Here is a 16,331-nt window from a genome sequence, read left to right as displayed (position 1 = left end):
TTTATCGACACTTTTGTCCCATCTGGCAGTGGCGGACTTAACGGTCCTGTAAAGCCAATCTTTGGTACCGACGGCAACCTTTACGTTAGTGGTTTAAATAATAACAATGTGTTGCGTTACGACGGCAAGACAGGAGCTTTTATTGATACCTTTGTCCCTGTCGGTAGAGGTGGATTAAATGGGGCTGGCTTTTTGGCTTTCACTGAAGACAGCACTATTGTTCCTGAACCTAGAATGGGGCTAGCTGTACTGGCAGTTGGTGCTGTGCTAGGAGCAGGCAAGGTAGTTAGCCGTAAGCAGAAAGCCACATCATAAAAATCTAGCTTGCTTAAGAGGAGGTAATAATTACGAATTACGTAAGCGCCACGCAAAGCGAGTCCGCATACCTCTACTCTTAAGCAAGCTACGCACAGCGTCTCCCAGAGAGCATCATTATCAATTACGAATTATTTTGAGATCATACTTCTGCTTCCTTCAACCCAAGTTACTCTATATCCTGCGGCTGCTCATTTAATGACTTTAATGCATCTAGACTGCAACGTAAACGAGGCTTGTCAGGGTCAGTCAAATCTAGCTTGTCCCAAGGTACTGTATAATTACCATAGATTTTGTGCGCCCCCAGTAGATGCAAAATTTTTAACCCAATCGTCCAAGCGGATAACCGTTCTAACACCGCAGCATAGCCGATAAGATATTCTTTAACAATCCATTCTTCACCTTGTTGTTCGGCACGTACTTCCTCAATGCGTCCGACGGCTTTACCAGTTGAGTCTAATACTGGTTTACTCAGCAGTAATTCTAGATGAATTTCACGAGTTGTCATTATCCCCCTCCTGGAATTCGGGCGATGATGCGATCGCGCAACCATTTTTCATAACTTAAGGCTGGTGTTGCTTCAGCTTCAACATCGACTTCAACATCAATACCAATATCCCGCACTTTTGACCACGGAATCCGAAACGATTCACTTTGTTTAGCACCCCATTTACTTGCAATTGCTGCTACCAAACGTGCCAAACGAGGATTTAGCCGTTTGGTAAGGGTTGTCACTCCTACTTCAATATAAGCAAGTCGTGGTGGTTCGCCGTCTTGCAACTCGATCACAATGCCATCAACTTTACCCATTTTGCGTTGATTGCGGTCAACTAATTGGTTATCAAGAACATCTCTAATAATATCCATTTCCTATCACTTCCCGTTAATTATTGATAGATTTACCAAGCCACAGAGGCGCAAAGATTGCAAAGGAATAAAATGTTATAAATCCTAATCCAAAATCCAAAATCTAAAATCTAAAATCGATTTATCCTCCAATAATTTCCAATGGAATAGCAACGATCGCTAGCACAAATGTCAGCGCAATTGTAAAAATCACAACGCTGTTACTAATCCAGCCGTTACGATACTTGCCCACATATAATTCATCGTTCATCAAAACTAGAAATGGTATAATTACAGGCGGCAAAATTACTGCTGTAATTGCCATTGAAAACAAAGTCAATTGCAATGGATCAATACCAAATACCATCAGTAATGAGGCGAGAAAGACAAACACGGTGTAGACTAAACTAAAGCGTGCGGCATCTTTTGGTTTAAGGTTTTCGCCCCAATTCCAACCAAAAGCTTGAGCTACAATATATGCCGTGTCGAGGCTTACCTCCAGTGCTGCACCAAAACAAGCAATCCCTAGCGATGCTGCAAATAGCACAAAGCCCCAGTAACCAAAGGTTTCTGTCAACATCAGCGCCGCCTGTTCATAGCTATCAACCTGGATACCTTTGGGACCAAGTACCAGTGCTGCCACAATCAACACTCCCAGCGATACGATACTACCAAAGCCCATCCCCAAACCAGCAACAGCGCAATTTACACCGATATACCCTTCATCCCACTTATCTTCTACTGCACCAGATGAGTAGAAATAAAACAAGTACGGGCTAATCAATGCCCCTAGTATGCCAACGGCAAGGTATAAATAATGTGCGGTGTCTTGTTGCGGCAGAGTTGGCAACAAACCAGAACCAAGTTGTGTTAATGATGGATGCAGCTTAAAAGTAGCAACGACAAATGCTAGTGTAATTAATCCGAATAAAGAAATACCGTTTTCAATTAATCCAAATGTCCCTTTCCAAAGTAGCAACCAAATTGCAAAGGCCACGGGTAAAGCAAACCACTGGAAACTAATGCCTGTTACTAATTGCAGGGCAATACAAACACCGCCAATTTCGGCTGCTAAAACCAGAAAATCGACGACAATTTCTGCAACTAGTGGAATAATATAAAAGTTGAACCCAAATCGTTCTCGCACCGCCGCAGCTAATGTATGTTTGCTAACGGCTGCTAAACGTCCAGACATTTCCACCAGAAAGATTACACAAATTGTTCCTAAGACAAACGCCCAGATTAGTTGGAAGCTATAGGTAGATCCAGCTTCCGCAGCAGTGGCGATCGCACCTACATCCAAAAAGCCGCCAATACTGGTAACAATACCAAGAGCGATTTCAAAAATTTTATTCATTGGTTTGCCCTGCAACTTTTCTTAGCTTGTTTAGCGATCGCTTTTCTGCTGCTAATTCTCCAAGTTTTTGCCGTACCACTGAACGATTTTTTTGTGCCACAGCCTTGGACATTTCCTGCGTTTTATTTGCTAACTGAAAAACTTCAGCTATTAGCACTGATTTATCATGTTTGTTCACATCTTTAGATAACTTTATTTCGTCTATTTTCTCTTTTTCTTTTCGCAGTTCTTCTGTGGCTCTTTTCAATGTTTGTTCAGCATATTTATTTGGCACAGCACCGCGTATCCAAGCATCACCAACCATATTTGCTGTTGCTACCCAAGAAGATACACTTTCTGTTTCTTTGTCCATATCTTCTGCGGACGTTTTACCACTGCAAGAAGCTAACAATGTCACTATTAATAAACAATTAATTACAGATGCCAATTTCCCAGGCTTCGGCATTCTTAGACCCTTCATAGCCAACATAAGTATATTTTGGGCGTAAAACTTGTTGCTCAAAGTCATACAACAGCAATTAATACTATAGAGGCGATCGCCACCCAAGAAAACATTAACTGCGACTTGGAGAGACTTGACGGCTATCTTTTTCCCCCAGACCTGAAATCAATAGATGAGATTCAGCAGGAGTTAGAAGCAGTACACCGGGTCGGACTCACTAACGTAGAAATGGTGAAGAAAGCCCCGTTAAGCGATTTTTATCTAGGAGTGTGTCTACGCTTTCCCCAACAAGGGCAATTTGATCCACTGAAATATCTAACTGGACTTGCAGAAGCTATACAACACCGTGGTGGTAGAATCTATACGGAGGCACACGTAGAAAAAATTCCAGGTGGTTTGCCTGCCCGTGTTGAGACGAGCAGTGGTAAAGTTGTGAGAGCTGATGCTGTGGTAGTAGCAACCAACTCACCCAATGAGGTGACATCAGTGGAAAACAAGTAAAAAGTGGAGACCATAGCTTTAGCCTGACTCTAAACAACTTGTTGAATCTCTATATCTTGAGACTGATGAGAGGTCAAATATTCACAAATGTTTTGTTGAGTGGGCTGTTTTGTCGATCTCGTAAATATACGGGAACTTCTTGCTCTAGGTTATGGTCACTTTATGTCACTTTGAACAGCAAGGACGCTCCCACTGTAACCGATCAAGCGTAGGCGTAGCTCAACCCAAGGATTGCAGCCCTCTATGTCCAATTTGACCTTAACTTTTGGGCAAGCCGCCGTTCGCACCTTTAAGTGCGTACAGTTACTGTTATCCGTTACCAGCTTTTCCTAAATTGCCTTTATATATACAATAATTATACTTTGTTAGTCAGATTAACGCAGACTTAAAACACTTTCAAATCTCTAAAATGGATGTTTGCTGATGGAAAAATTTCGCGGTAATTAACCAAATATTAGCATAATTCTTTATATATACACTAAAAGTTTCTGAAAGCTATCTAAAACGACGCCTTACACATTTTTGCAACCAAAACCCTATATACTAGATAGGACTTTGATAAATTTGAGAGTTTTGTTAATTGCAACACCAAAAACTATTAATTTTTAGATTAAATACTAGCGTATCTTATGGTCTATAGTTTTTAAGGTTTAGTCAAAACTATATCCAGTATCATCAAAAAACTGCAAACTTCATGTGGTGTAAAAATCAATCGGGGAGTGAAAACATGAATTTACGTAGAGATGCATTGCAAATCCTCAAAGAAACTAGCCGAACTTTTTATATTCCAATTAGTCTTTTACCGCCAGGATTACAAGAAGCAGTAGCATCAGCATATTTGTGTATGCGTGCCATTGATGAAATTGAAGATCATCCAGAATTAGATAACGCTACTAAAGCAAAGCTGTTAAGAACGATTAGTCTGACATTACAGGCAGGGGTTGATGGCTTCGCGGTAGATGCTTTCTTTGGAGGATTTAGTGGGTATGAGAATACCTTAGAAGAAGTCACTGTGAGGATTAGAGAATGGTCACTGCTAGCACCAGAGACCATTGCACCTCGAATTTGGGATGCTACTGCTGCAATGGCAGACCGGATGGCTTACTGGGCAGAAAGAAACTGGAAAATTTACACAGAATCTGATTTGGATCGTTATACTTTTGGGGTTGCAGGTGCAGTGGGATTATTACTTTCGGACTTATGGACTTGGTACGATGGAACGCAAACTAACCGTACCCAGGCGATTGGGTTTGGTCGGGGTTTACAAGCAGTTAATATCCTGCGTAACCATACTCAAGATTTAGGGCGTGGGGTAGACTTTTTTCCAGAGGGTTGGAGTACGGCAAATATGCAAGAGTATGCTCGGCGCAATCTAGCTCTAGCAGAAGCTTACACCAAAAATCTTCCTACAGGCCCAGCCTTAGATTTTTGCCAAATTCCCTTAACATTGGCTAATGGCACCCTTGATGCCCTTGCTAATGGTAAAGAGAAACTCAGCCGCAGTGATGTTTTTGCACTTATCGAACAGCTGATTAGTGTGGACATGAAAGCCAGTTAATACTCACTTAAGGACTAATGGAGACGATTCTAAATTGCCTCCAAATTTGGGCATCCAAAATCCTACAGCAATTTTTTGTAGGATGGGCACTGCCCTCCAATACCTCCAATACCAATTTTGGATTTTGGGTCGCACCAAAGGTGCGCTGACAGCGCAAGCTGGATTTTGGATTCAAAGTCTCTGGCTTAAGGCTGTTTCAGCAATGTCAAACAATACTACCGATAAAAAAGGAGCTCAAACACTAGTTTTTGGTATAAATATAATAAATTAGCTTACTTAGGCGATCGCTTTACGTAATACTAGCTAAACTTTAGGAACTCTTCAAAGGATTTCCAGCAAAAATTACCTGGCAAGAGTTGATTAATATCTAAATAATTGAAAGGGAGTATAACACTCACCGTGATTATTCGTGCAGCGAGTTGACAGCGCATGAGCTACTGCTTAAATCCTACCTGTCCCAATCCAGAAAATTTGGTAAATAGCCAAAGGTGTCAGTCTTGTGGCTCGCAACTACTGTTGCGCTCGCGCTATCAGGTGATCAAACCATTAGGGCAGGGTGGCTTTGGAGCAACCTTCTTAGCTGATGATCTAGGCTTACCAGGAGAACCGAGTTGTGTAATTAAGCAATTACGCCCATCAGGAAGCGCCCCACACGTTTTACAGATGGCCAGAGAACTCTTTGAGCGAGAAGCCAAAACTCTAGGTAAGATTGGCAATCATCCCCAAGTACCAAGGTTGTTAGACTATTTTGAAGATCATGAACAATTCTATTTAGTTCAAGAATATATCAATGGTGATACCTTGCAGGAGGAGGTCAAACTTAACGGCATCTTGAGCGAAACTGGAGTCAAGCAATTCTTAAGCGAGATTCTGCCACTACTGCAATACATCCATGAGCAAAAGGTGATTCACCGTGATATCAAGCCAGCCAACTTAATTCGCCGCACTCAAGATGCCAGAATGGTACTCATTGACTTTGGCGCCGTCAAAGACCAAGTCACTCAAGGTGCGACGAGTCAATCAGGACAAACAGTATTAACTGCATATGCCATTGGCACCCCTGGTTTTGCACCTCCAGAGCAAATGGCTATGCGTCCAGTCTACGCCAGTGATATCTATGCACTGGGGGTGACATGCATTTATTTACTGACTGGCAAAACTCCTAAAGATTTAGATTATAATCCCAACACTGGTGAGATGATGTGGGAGCGGCTTGTGCAAGTGAGTGACCACTTGAGCAATGTATTGCGAAAAATGTTAGACGTGTCTGTACGTAGTCGCTATCAATCAGCGGCAGAAGTTCTCAGAGCATTGGAAATAGAACCATACTTAGAAAGTTTAGCAAAGGGTTTACTGATTAAATCAGATAGTGGATATAAAGAGCGAACACACAACTACCTGGAAAATTCTGCTGTTTTATGTAACAACTCCTCTGCTGCTGTTACCAGTGTAGGAGTGGCACAGGTAGCGGCAGCAATTCGCGCTAGACGAGCTAAGGCAGCGGAAGCGGCTGGATTACACCAGAGTTCTGGGATGGCCAAATCAACAACTTTAGCTAACAGCAACAGCAATAGTTCGCAAATTCAAAATTCCAAAGTTAAGCGGAAGTTAGATACCCAAGGTTTATTAACAGCCTATTTGAAGGGAAGACGGGATTTTGCCCTACACAATTTAAGTTTCCTGAGTCTACAAGGTGCTGACTTATCCCAAACAAATTTCCATTCTGCTCAATTGCAAAAAACCAATCTCCAGGGAGCTAATCTCCACAATAGTGACTTTGGCAGAGCTAGCCTGACTCAAGCAAATCTCAAGGACGCTAATTTGAGCAAAGCATACTTTAACCATGCTGATTTAGAAGGGGCAGACCTCCGAGGCGCAGACCTCAGCAATGCTTATCTCAGCAATGCTAACCTCCGAGGAGCTAATCTATGTGGTGCTAATCTCACCAGTGCCAAAATTTCTGATGAGCAGCTAGCACTAGCAAAAACAAATTGGATGACTGTGCGCCCTAATGGTAAACGAGGTTTATTGTAAGTTGAAAGTTTAGATTTGGGAGCCAGTCGCTTGCTCTGGCTTCGAGACTAGTTCCTTTTTTAAAAAGGAGCAAAGGGAGGAAATCAAATCTTAAACTGAACTGTTGGCATCCTACCCTCCTCCTCCCTCATCTCCCCGTTAGTGATGCTCTGCCAACGAGTATAAATTACTTACCAACAGTTAAAACTAGACCCTCATAGGCTACTATTGCTTGAGGAAAGGCAGATTTAACATCGACTTGAACCTGATCAAGAAAATCATCATGGTCATCTGGGTGATGATGAGAAATGGCTAACCGTTGCACACCAGCATTCAGAGCTGCATTCACCGCAGCTTGCCAGAGTAAATCAGCAGAGTCATGGTTGTGAGAGGTAGGGGGAGTGTAAGTGGCATTGGCAATCAGCAAGTCAACGCCTTTAATAAACTGTAAAATCCGCTCTTGCTCTAGTTGATCAGCATTCTGGTGCAAATCCGTGACGTAGGCAACACTATACTCTTGCCAAGTAACTCGGTAGCCAACTGACCGCTGAGTTTGATTAATTAATGCAGTTGTAATCGTCACATCATCTAGCTTCACATCACTTTCTGAAGTCAGATTGTAAAACTGCAATTCTGACTGCATTACCTGTAAAGGGTAAGGAAAGTGTGGCTGAAGCATCTGGTCATACAGACATTGTTTGATTGAGGCTCCATTTGAGGCAGCTGTGCCGTAAATGTGAAAACAATTTTCCACAATAAATGCTGGAGCAAAAAAGGGAAACCCTTGAATACGATTTGCTTGGCAGTTGGTAAAAAATAAATGGGCTTCTAGTGGCTGTTGTAGTTCTTGCCAAATTTTACCCAGTATACGTAAGCCAGTACCGCCATCAAAAATCAAGCGTTTCCCAGCTACATGCATTTCTACACAAGCGGTATTACCACCATAACGACTGGCATTGCTACTTGGAGTGGGAATTAAACCTCTTACACCCCAAAATTGCACGAGAAATTCACCTGCTGGACTACTTGGCAGGGTAGATGACTTTTCTCTTATATAGCTTTGGGAACCCGACAACTCAAGATTTGACATTTTCCTTGAAATTAGACCTTACTGAGCAGGTCATCGTAGCGCCGCACTTCCAACAGCCTGTTTTTTTCGTCCACAATGACTACCGTAGGAGAGTAACTTTTTAACTCTTCTGGAGTGAACTGCCCGTAAGTCATTATAATCAAGCGATCGCCAATAATGCCTAGACGTGCCGCAGCCCCATTTAGCTCAATTACTCCTGAATGGGCTGGAGCCGGGATCGCATAGGTAATAAAGCGCTGACCGTTGGCATTATTAACTACTTGCACCTGCTCATAGGGTAAGATACCAGCTTTTTCCAAAAGGATTTCATCGATGCTGATACTACCCACGTAGTTGATATTTGCCCCTGTGAGGGTGCAGTTATGAATTTTTGCCAAAAGGAGAGTGCGCTGCATTTAGGTTTGGGATTGGTGGCAGTTTTTGCGATCCGTAACAAGCGGAAGTCATGAGTAGAGACGCGATTAATCGCGTCTGTACGGGAGTTAGGAATAAAAATTCATAACTCTTAACTCATAACTCCTAACCCTTCTATTATCCTCTATAAGCTTTGACGGATTTTTCTACTAAAGCTGCAACCTTGTCCACATCTTGCCAACCGAGAATTTCAGTCACCTTTTTTTCCAAATTTTTATAACTACGGAAAAATTCGGCAATTTCATCTAAGCGGTGTGGCGCTAAGTCGTTCAGTGATTTCACCTGAGTGTAGCGCGGATCTTTGTCAGGAACACAAAGGATTTTCTCATCGCGATCGCCACCGTCAATCATCTCTAAGAAGCCAATCGGTCGTGCAGCAATAATACAGCCTGGAAAGGTTGGCTCGTCAATTATGACCATACCATCTAGGGGATCGCCATCTTCAGCCAAAGTATTGGGTACAAAGCCGTAGTCGTATGGATATTGTACCGAGGAATAAAGTACTCGGTCTAGAGCAAAAGCTTCTAGTTCCTTGTCGTATTCGTATTTATTTTTACTTCCGCCAATAATTTCAATCAGAACGTTGATTAGACCCGGTTTTGGTTGGGCAGGAATACGAGATAAATCCACAAAAAACTCCTCTGATAACAGTGAATCATGGGGGCACTCAGTCAGCTTCGCTCCCCGTGTAGAATTTTAGGGCAATATGGATCTCTTCCCAAGGTATTTATTCCAGGGCAATCATCCCCCTTATCCCCAGTTCCCTTGAATTAGCCAAAAAATGGAAAAAGCGTTGCCAAGTTTCCTCGCAACGCTTTTTCCAAAAGGGTATTATTCTTTTCCGCCCTTGATTGCTGTTAAAGGGATTTCTGCCCCTATTGTGTGAATACAACTGAAATCTGGAGTCACACAATCCAGATTTCAGCTTATTCCTGATGAACTACATTCAAATCTACAGAGATTTTCTCAAAATCAGGTTTCTTTTTTTTGTAGCTCTCCTGCTGGTGAAATGCTACTGGAAAGCTTTATCAATCTTGACTTCCTTTGAGGTTTTGGATCAGGGGTTGCTGGTTATTTTGAACATTAGTTGAAGAATAGTGGGCAATGACAAACACGGGTAGGGTGAGAGTCAATAGAGCGATCGCAGTTCCCACAATGTCTGCCAAACGTTGGGAATATGTATCGGTATTGGCAGACTGGCTATTTGAATTCATACAAAATTGAAGTTCTTCGTAACACTGTGTAGGTCTACTCTCTTCTCGAGAGTTTTAATGCTATTTTAGCTATTTTTAAACTGTAAAATGTCTAGCATTCTCCAATCTAAATCAGTTTTCCAACTGTCATAATAGCGTTTTTATACATGGACTTCTTAATACAAAGTTACAAATAAACAAATTATGTTTTATTTTGTAATTAATATTTTCAGATGTTTCCCTGTATGGTGTAAACGTTCGCATACTTAAAGCTAACTTTAACAGCATCATAAATTAGATTTTTTCGCTGTTTAAAGATTAATTAGCAAAATGTATTTGTCCGATACTTCATGATTATAACATCCCACAACGCCTTTGATAAGGTCATTTTACTGGAATTGCTAATTTGTGATACAGGATACAAAACCGCAAAAGCACTGAATATCTGTCAGTCCTTTTGATTGTTATACAGTAGTTATACACAAAATATTTGACACCAAAGAAAAAATGGTAGGAATGATTTTTGTAACCAATTATAACTACCGAATAAATACAGATACATCAACTGTGTTGTGCAGCATGGATTCAGTGATACCACTAAACAAATATTTCAGAATTTAAATTTTAAAATCTACGTAATATTACAGTAATTTTGCCAATCTATATATAGGTAGAATAAAAAGCGTTTTAGAAGGTGGCGTAGACGTGTAGCGGGTTATCGCCAAACTTTGCTCATATCTGAACAAAATACCTAATCCCAATTTCCAAATCCTAAATCCATATAAGTTTTTGGATAAATAAAAATCTAAGACGAGAAATTATATAACAAATTAATCAGCCAAAAAAACCGCCACTAACTATGATAGGGCGGTCTGGTTAAGCAATCGAAGGGTAATTACAGATTACTCTGCTAATAAATGAAATTGCTGTAACTAAGTTTGCACTTGTAAATTAGGGATTGGGCATTGGATATGGGGCACTTGTACTGAGCGTACCCCTACGGGGAAACAAGCTACGCGTAGCGTCTCCAAGAGTTGCCGAAGTATGGTTATTCTCCTTGTCTTCCTTATCTCCCCCACTCCTTAGTTTCTTCCGTAAACACTCATTGGTTCCTTGATAAATCGGGTGTAAAGATGCTTAAACGTAGACTTAATGACGCGGGGCATACCAAAATCGATGGGCATTAACTTGTCTGGTAGGCGCCAATCTTCTATTTTTAATAAGTCAGGATTTAAATGCGGAAACTCTATGGCAGCAAGTTCTGGACAAACTCCTAGCCTTTGGGAAGCTGCAACTGTGGGCACTTGTTCAGGAGGGACATTGAGGATTTCTACCATTGCCCGATCTAGAGCAAATATATTTGATGCAGCTGCTAAAATGCCCAGTTGGCGAGGTTCACCATTACTAGGGCCATTTCCTTCATGACCGATGATCCCATCTAATATGGTTAAGTTAGGGTTAATTGCTCTGGCAGTTTCTACTAACATTTCACCAAATTTATTCGCATCTTTTCCAGCTTCCATGTGCCACCAAGCTTTCATTTTGCCGGGGACGCAACCAAACAAGTTTTTTACGCCCAGTGTTAACGTCAACTGCATATGTGATTTCACTTTCGGTAGGTTAATCACTACGTCTGCTTCCATTGCTTCTTTAGACAGCCGCAGATGGTTAAAATTGTCGCTAACGGTTTGGTAACGCTGACCGTGAAAATCGATGATCGGAAGATTGAGTTCTTCTAAAATAGGCAGATAGCCGTTTGCTACTGCTACGCCCTTGGCACTGCCAAAAGCAGGACTATCACCCAAAAATGGTTTACCGCCAACCTCAATTACCATCTGGGCAACTTCGTAAACTAGTTCGGCACGGGTGATACACTCTTTACCAGGACGCGTCCCTGTAAGTAGATTCGGTTTGAGTAAAACGCGATCGCCTTTTTTCACAAATGCTGCTATTCCTCCAAAAGGTTCCAGGAGAATGACTAAAGATTCTCGTAAAGCCTCTCGTTCGTAGGATGTAGCCCGAATGAGACTAACAGATGGTTTTTGAGTCTGCATGGATAATAAATAGGGGATAGAGGGAGTGGGGAGTGAGAATTTTAGATTTTAGATTTTGGATTTTAGATTGAAATTTAATCTAAAATCATCAATCCAAAATCCAAAATTGAATTGCCCGATACCCCATAACCTATTATTCTGTTCTCAGCGGTAAGATACCACTCATTTGTTCTAGATTTAACACTGTGGCTAAGTCTGTTTCACTCATCAATCCTCGGTCTAAAACAATTTGGCGTAGGGATTTACCAGTTTCTAAAGATTCTTTAGCGACAGCTGCGGCATTTAAATAACCGATGTGGGTATTTAGTGCGGTTACTAAAGCTAAACTGCCTTCAGCGGATGCTAAACAACGTTCCCGGTTAGCTGTAATTCCCTGGATGCAGCGTTCGGTGAGTGCAGCGATGGTATTACCGAGAATTTCGATACTGTGAATTAGGTTATAGGCAATCAACGGCATCATCACATTTAATTCTAATTGTCCGGCTTGTGCGGCTAAAGCGATCGCACTGTCGTAACCCATCACTTGAAAACACACCATTGATGTCATCTCTGCCATCACTGGATTATATTTCCCTGGCATAATCGAGGAACCGGGTTGCACTGGAGGGAGTTGAATTTCTTTCAAGCCTGTTTTTGGCCCCGAATCCATTAGCCGCAAATCGTGAGAGATTTTGACTAAATCCTGCGCTAAGTTGCGTAAAGCACCAGAAACATTTACAAATGGTGCCATACTCTGCATGGCTGCCATAAGATGGGGCGCAGGTTCTAAAGGAGTATCAATCAATTCTGAGAGAACTTCCACTACACGGGCGCGATACAGAGGATGAGTATTTAACCCCGTTCCGGCTGCACTACCTCCCAAACCTAACACCATCAAATCACCAGAGGCGGTGTAAATCCGGTTTTGATGTTCTGTAAAGATTTGTGCCCAAGCCCGAAAATTTTCACCCAAACGCACGGGTACTGCGTCCTGCAAGTGGGTTCTACCAGATTTGACGATATCTTGAAATTCTACAGCTTTTTTTTCTAAGGCTGCGATCGCCCCATCTATTGCTGGGTGTAATGTCTTGGATAATGCCAATAAACCACCAATGCGAATTGCGGTAGGAATCACATCATTGGTAGACTGCCCATAATTAACGTGGTCATTGGGACTAACACGTTTATAATTGCCCTTTTCTTCACCAAGAATTTCTAAGGCGCGATTTGCCAGAACTTCGTTGAGATTCATGTGGTGGGATGTTCCAGCACCCGCCTGATAAACATCCACGACAAATTGATCGCGGAACTTCCCAGCCAGGATTTCATCAGTTGCTTGGACAATCGCCTGACTAATATCTTGAGGAATGCAATTCAGTTCACCATTCACAATTGCTGTAGCTTTTTTAATAATTAGTCCAGCATCTACGTAAGTGAATAAAGGCTTGATGCCACTAATTGGAAAGTTTTCGATTGCCCGCAGCGTTTGGATGCCGTAATAAACGCTACTAGTGATTTGGCGATCGCCCATCGAATCGCGTTCGATGCGGAATTGGGAGTCTGTGTGTTCAGTCATAGTATTGTTTTAGGAGAGCTACAGAAAACAGATTTTCCCACGCAGGCACACTCAGATACACTAATCTGCATAGATTTTGCATATTTGCTTGGCTGCTTGTTGCTTTACACTTGTTAATTTTGAGTTTTGAATTCCCTATGACCATACCCAACTGGATTACCTTCTCTCGCCTATTGGGGATACCATTTCTGCTTTACGGTTTATATAATCCCACACCTCAAGCTAAGTGGATATGTTTGGCGATTTTTCTTATTGCTGCATTGACTGATTGGCTAGACGGCTATTTGGCGCGGAAACTCAACCAAATTAGTGAATTGGGTAAATTTCTTGATCCCTTAGTGGATAAACTTCTGGTACTTGCGCCGTTGCTGGTTTTTATTCAACTAGGAAAAGTGCCGGCTTGGGGAGTATTCCTGATTTTAGCGCGAGAATTAGCGATCGCCGGTTGGCGGGTGAATCAAACAACGATTACCGGGGCAAATATTTGGGGTAAACTCAAAACGGTTAGTCAAATAGTCGCGATCGCACTTTTGATTGCACCCCTACCTGAAGTGTGGCAAATTCCCTCTCTGATTGCCTTTTGGATTTCTGTCGCCCTAACTTTAATATCTGGGGCAATTTACCTAATACCGCAAAATCTAACTAAGGAAAATACACAGTTAGATACAAAGCAAACCTAAAATCAAACCACTGTGGCGATCGCTTTGAAAATGATTCAACAAAATTTGATCGGAGTTATGAGGTATAGTCTTTATTCTTAACTCCTGTACAGACAAAGATTTTTCGCGTCTCTCCAAACCCCTAACTTTTTTCATGGCATCCAAAATCTTACCACTGCCCCTGATACCTGGTGACTTACTACGAGTAATTGCCCCTAGTGGTGCTTTGCGAGAATTTAAGGCATTTGGGCAAAGTGTAGAAATTTGGCGATCGCGTGGTTATCGAGTAGAAATCACTCCCCAGATGGATGACCAATGTGGTTATTTGGCAGGGACAGATGAAAACCGTCGTCACCAGCTCGCAGCAGCATGGCAAGATCCTGATTGTCGCGGTATTCTCTGTGCCAAAGGCGGTTTTGGCAGCACCCGTATCTTAGAAGATTGGAATTGGCAACAGAACTCAGCCCTTCCTAAGTGGTTAATTGGCTTTTCTGATATCACAGCTTTATTATGGAGCCTTTATACAGCAGGAATTTCTGGTGTTCATGCTCCCGTGCTGACGACTTTGGTAGATGAGCCAGATTGGTCAATTGAGCGATTATTCAATTTGGTAGAAGGTTACCCTCTCGCCCCTCTCAAAGGTTGCGGTTGGGGTGGTGGTGCAGTTAATGGCACTTTATTACCAGGTAATCTCACGGTGGCTACTCACCTTTTAGGTACACCAATCCTGCCGCATCTGGATGGTGTAATTCTGGCCTTGGAGGATGTTACGGAAGCACCTTATCGGATTGACAGGATGCTGACACAGTGGCGTTTGAGCGGTGCTTTGTCTCAAGTCTGCGGTATTGCTTTGGGAGGGTTTACTCGCTGTGAAGCGCCGCCAACTGTGCCTAGCTTTAGTCTAGAAGAAGTATTGCGCGATCGCTTGGGCGATTTAAATATTCCGATTGTCTCTAATCTACCTTTTGGTCATGATAGTCCCAATGCAGCTTTGCCAGTGGGTGTAAAAGCAACTTTAGATGGGGATGCAGGGATATTAGCGATCGCGCCATAGTTTCCCACAAATGTTTCCATCATCCAGACTAGTTTCAAAGATTAATTTACTTCTGTATTACGACTAAATAATCCCGATCCGATTGAACCAGAACAGTACTATATCAGTTTCTCAGAATTTTTTTAAACCACTCTTCTGTGCGATCGCCCATAGCTTCTAAAGAATACAGAGTTTCTGCTTGCTGGCGACAAGTTTGGCGGTCAATTTCATCCAAATGCTTAATCGCTTCTACTAAACCTTGGACACTATCAGGTTCTACCAAAAAACCAGTTTTGCCTTCTTGGACAATTTCTGTTAAACCACCCCGACGATAAGCAATTAAAGGCACTCCACAAGCAAGGGCCTCTATTGCTACATTTCCAAATGCTTCTATCCAACGAGGAGTTACTAAAAGTGCTCGACATTGACCTAACTCCTTTTGTAGCTCAACCGTTGGTAAAAATCCGACATATTCTATGGGAGCATCAGGGTATTCTTGACAAATCTTCTCCCAGTAAGATATATCCTGTTTTAACCCAAATATTTTCAGTGTAATTCCCATGATTTCTGCTGCTGCTACTGCATCTTCTAGCCCTTTTTCAGGAGCTATCCTACCTACCCACGCCAAGCTCTGAGTTGGTTTCTGGCAAAACCGATAAATAGATAAATCTAACCCATTAAGCAGACAGTAACATTGTTCTACACATGAAAAAGTGGTCGCCTGTGATTGAGTGTAAACACCAATAGTATTCGGAAACTCAATTGCCACACTTTCAATAATCTGATCCATTGCATCTGTTAAAGAACCCATACTAATAAAATGGGCGATCGCACAGTTAAAAAATGGTGTTAAATACAGTGGCAACCAATCATAAGCAAAATTAACAATCAAATCATAATCTGCCTGGACTTGGCGAGCATAATCCCACATATTCGCTAAAACAGAATTTTTATACAGGAAAATTGGATCACTACGACTCTGATTTTGCGCTGGTATCTGTATTAGTTCTCCGGGAATTTGTCTAATAGGTAATGAATTGCTGATAGACCCTTGCGGTGCAACAATTTCTAATTTATGTCCTCGCCGCAGCATCTCTGTAGCCATATTAGATAGGGTCAACTCTACTCCACCTCCCAATCCTGAACCTAGCGGACCCATTGGAGTAGACATAAATAATAATCTATGGTACATTTTCGTCGTTAATGTATTTTCATAAATATCATTTTTTCACCTAAACAACGTATTTATTGGGTTTCGCTATGGCTCCACCCAAAATACATAAAATGAAATTCAACTCTGC

The 16,331-nt window shown here is 41.9% G+C and carries 16 protein-coding genes and 1 pseudogene; 6 read left to right on the top strand and 11 right to left on the bottom strand.

What is annotated here, in order from left to right:
- A pseudogene (locus tag Q0541_RS06835) lies at positions 1 to 315 on the top strand (hypothetical protein); the annotation flags it as partial.
- Between the two features lie 169 nt (positions 316 to 484).
- On the opposite strand, the gene Q0541_RS06830 reads toward Q0541_RS06835, so the two are convergent.
- The 4 genes from Q0541_RS06830 to Q0541_RS06815 all read right to left on the bottom strand — a co-directional run bounded on the left by Q0541_RS06830 (position 485) and on the right by Q0541_RS06815 (position 2,963).
- On the bottom strand, positions 485 to 823 hold the full coding sequence (locus Q0541_RS06830) for a hypothetical protein (RefSeq protein ID WP_298907392.1): 339 nt from the start codon (positions 821 to 823) through the stop codon (positions 485 to 487).
- The gene (locus Q0541_RS06825) at positions 823 to 1,182 is read right to left on the bottom strand and encodes a hypothetical protein (RefSeq protein WP_298907389.1); all 360 of its coding nucleotides are present in this window, start codon (positions 1,180 to 1,182) and stop codon (positions 823 to 825) included. Before Q0541_RS06825 ends, Q0541_RS06830 begins: the two co-directional genes overlap by 1 nt.
- Before the next feature lie 121 nt (positions 1,183 to 1,303).
- Positions 1,304 to 2,518: an NRAMP family divalent metal transporter gene (locus Q0541_RS06820; RefSeq protein WP_298907387.1), complete on the bottom strand. Its 1,215-nt coding sequence runs from the start codon at positions 2,516 to 2,518 to the stop codon at positions 1,304 to 1,306.
- Positions 2,511 to 2,963 (bottom strand): hypothetical protein, encoded by a 453-nt coding sequence (locus Q0541_RS06815; protein WP_298907384.1) that lies wholly within the window; start codon positions 2,961 to 2,963, stop codon positions 2,511 to 2,513. Before Q0541_RS06815 ends, Q0541_RS06820 begins: the two co-directional genes overlap by 8 nt.
- A 33-nt stretch (positions 2,964 to 2,996) precedes the next feature.
- On the opposite strand from Q0541_RS06815, the gene Q0541_RS06810 reads away from it, so the two are divergent.
- The 3 genes from Q0541_RS06810 to Q0541_RS06800 all read left to right on the top strand — a co-directional run bounded on the left by Q0541_RS06810 (position 2,997) and on the right by Q0541_RS06800 (position 7,053).
- Positions 2,997 to 3,461 (top strand): FAD-dependent oxidoreductase, encoded by a 465-nt coding sequence (locus Q0541_RS06810; RefSeq protein ID WP_366941825.1) that lies wholly within the window; start codon positions 2,997 to 2,999, stop codon positions 3,459 to 3,461.
- 727 nt (positions 3,462 to 4,188) lie between these two features.
- Positions 4,189 to 5,019, top strand: coding sequence for a phytoene/squalene synthase family protein (locus Q0541_RS06805; protein WP_298907381.1), 831 nt, complete (start codon positions 4,189 to 4,191; stop codon positions 5,017 to 5,019).
- A gap of 429 nt (positions 5,020 to 5,448) precedes the next feature.
- Entirely contained in the window at positions 5,449 to 7,053 is a 1,605-nt protein-coding gene (locus tag Q0541_RS06800; RefSeq protein ID WP_298907378.1) for a serine/threonine-protein kinase, read from the top strand.
- A 166-nt stretch (positions 7,054 to 7,219) separates the two neighbouring features.
- On the opposite strand, the gene Q0541_RS06795 is transcribed toward Q0541_RS06800, so the two are convergent.
- From Q0541_RS06795 to Q0541_RS06770, 6 genes are all read right to left on the bottom strand, one after another.
- Complete coding sequence (locus Q0541_RS06795) at positions 7,220 to 8,122, bottom strand: MBL fold metallo-hydrolase (protein ID WP_298907375.1); 903 nt, start codon at positions 8,120 to 8,122, stop codon at positions 7,220 to 7,222.
- 11 nt (positions 8,123 to 8,133) lie between these two features.
- Positions 8,134 to 8,517 (bottom strand): aspartate 1-decarboxylase, encoded by a 384-nt coding sequence (gene panD / locus Q0541_RS06790; protein WP_273769423.1) that lies wholly within the window; start codon positions 8,515 to 8,517, stop codon positions 8,134 to 8,136.
- A gap of 136 nt (positions 8,518 to 8,653) precedes the next feature.
- A complete protein-coding gene (locus tag Q0541_RS06785) occupies positions 8,654 to 9,166 on the bottom strand; it encodes an inorganic diphosphatase (protein ID WP_298907371.1) in 513 nt (170 codons plus the stop codon).
- A 398-nt stretch (positions 9,167 to 9,564) separates the two neighbouring features.
- Complete coding sequence (locus Q0541_RS06780) at positions 9,565 to 9,750, bottom strand: hypothetical protein (protein ID WP_273769420.1); 186 nt, start codon at positions 9,748 to 9,750, stop codon at positions 9,565 to 9,567.
- 1,061 nt (positions 9,751 to 10,811) lie between these two features.
- On the bottom strand, positions 10,812 to 11,783 hold the full coding sequence (locus Q0541_RS06775) for a DUF362 domain-containing protein (RefSeq protein WP_298907364.1): 972 nt from the start codon (positions 11,781 to 11,783) through the stop codon (positions 10,812 to 10,814).
- Between the two features lie 133 nt (positions 11,784 to 11,916).
- On the bottom strand, positions 11,917 to 13,338 hold the full coding sequence (locus Q0541_RS06770) for an aspartate ammonia-lyase (protein ID WP_298907361.1): 1,422 nt from the start codon (positions 13,336 to 13,338) through the stop codon (positions 11,917 to 11,919).
- Between the two features lie 137 nt (positions 13,339 to 13,475).
- On the opposite strand from Q0541_RS06770, the gene pgsA reads away from it, so the two are divergent.
- Entirely contained in the window at positions 13,476 to 14,018 is a 543-nt protein-coding gene (gene pgsA, locus Q0541_RS06765; protein WP_298907355.1) for a CDP-diacylglycerol--glycerol-3-phosphate 3-phosphatidyltransferase, read from the top strand.
- A 133-nt stretch (positions 14,019 to 14,151) separates the two neighbouring features.
- Complete coding sequence (locus Q0541_RS06760; protein ID WP_298907352.1) at positions 14,152 to 15,051, top strand: LD-carboxypeptidase; 900 nt, start codon at positions 14,152 to 14,154, stop codon at positions 15,049 to 15,051.
- A gap of 103 nt (positions 15,052 to 15,154) precedes the next feature.
- Here Q0541_RS06760 and Q0541_RS06755 read toward each other — a convergent pair whose 3' ends face one another.
- Positions 15,155 to 16,201 carry a glycosyltransferase family 4 protein gene (locus tag Q0541_RS06755; RefSeq protein WP_298907350.1) on the bottom strand — a complete coding sequence of 349 codons (1,047 nt, stop codon included), beginning with the start codon at positions 16,199 to 16,201 and terminating at the stop codon, positions 15,155 to 15,157.
- Positions 16,202 to 16,331: the final 130 nt, after the last annotated feature.

Origin of the sequence: uncultured Nostoc sp. (assembly GCF_937863485.1) — a bacterium.
Lineage (GTDB): Bacteria > Cyanobacteriota > Cyanobacteriia > Cyanobacteriales > Nostocaceae > Nostoc.
The sequence above is the reverse complement of the archived record's forward strand: the minus strand, read 5'-3'. Positions and strand labels throughout refer to the sequence as shown.

Excerpts from the sequence above, each read along its gene's own strand:
- Q0541_RS06755 (WP_298907350.1), bottom strand. The coding sequence starts at position 16,201 with ATGTCTACTCCAATGGGTCCGCTAGGTTCAGGATTGGGAGGTGGAGTA.
- Q0541_RS06830 (WP_298907392.1), bottom strand. The coding sequence starts at position 823 with ATGACAACTCGTGAAATTCATCTAGAATTACTGCTGAGTAAACCAGTA.
- Q0541_RS06800 (WP_298907378.1), top strand. The coding sequence starts at position 5,449 with ATGAGCTACTGCTTAAATCCTACCTGTCCCAATCCAGAAAATTTGGTA.
- Q0541_RS06775 (WP_298907364.1), bottom strand. The coding sequence starts at position 11,783 with ATGCAGACTCAAAAACCATCTGTTAGTCTCATTCGGGCTACATCCTAC.
- panD (WP_273769423.1), bottom strand. The coding sequence starts at position 8,517 with ATGCAGCGCACTCTCCTTTTGGCAAAAATTCATAACTGCACCCTCACA.
- Q0541_RS06820 (WP_298907387.1), bottom strand. The coding sequence starts at position 2,518 with ATGAATAAAATTTTTGAAATCGCTCTTGGTATTGTTACCAGTATTGGC.
- Q0541_RS06805 (WP_298907381.1), top strand. The coding sequence starts at position 4,189 with ATGAATTTACGTAGAGATGCATTGCAAATCCTCAAAGAAACTAGCCGA.
- Q0541_RS06815 (WP_298907384.1), bottom strand. The coding sequence starts at position 2,963 with ATGCCGAAGCCTGGGAAATTGGCATCTGTAATTAATTGTTTATTAATA.
- pgsA (WP_298907355.1), top strand. The coding sequence starts at position 13,476 with ATGACCATACCCAACTGGATTACCTTCTCTCGCCTATTGGGGATACCA.
- Q0541_RS06760 (WP_298907352.1), top strand. The coding sequence starts at position 14,152 with ATGGCATCCAAAATCTTACCACTGCCCCTGATACCTGGTGACTTACTA.
- Q0541_RS06795 (WP_298907375.1), bottom strand. The coding sequence starts at position 8,122 with ATGTCAAATCTTGAGTTGTCGGGTTCCCAAAGCTATATAAGAGAAAAG.
- Q0541_RS06780 (WP_273769420.1), bottom strand. The coding sequence starts at position 9,750 with ATGAATTCAAATAGCCAGTCTGCCAATACCGATACATATTCCCAACGT.
- Q0541_RS06770 (WP_298907361.1), bottom strand. The coding sequence starts at position 13,338 with ATGACTGAACACACAGACTCCCAATTCCGCATCGAACGCGATTCGATG.
- Q0541_RS06825 (WP_298907389.1), bottom strand. The coding sequence starts at position 1,182 with ATGGATATTATTAGAGATGTTCTTGATAACCAATTAGTTGACCGCAAT.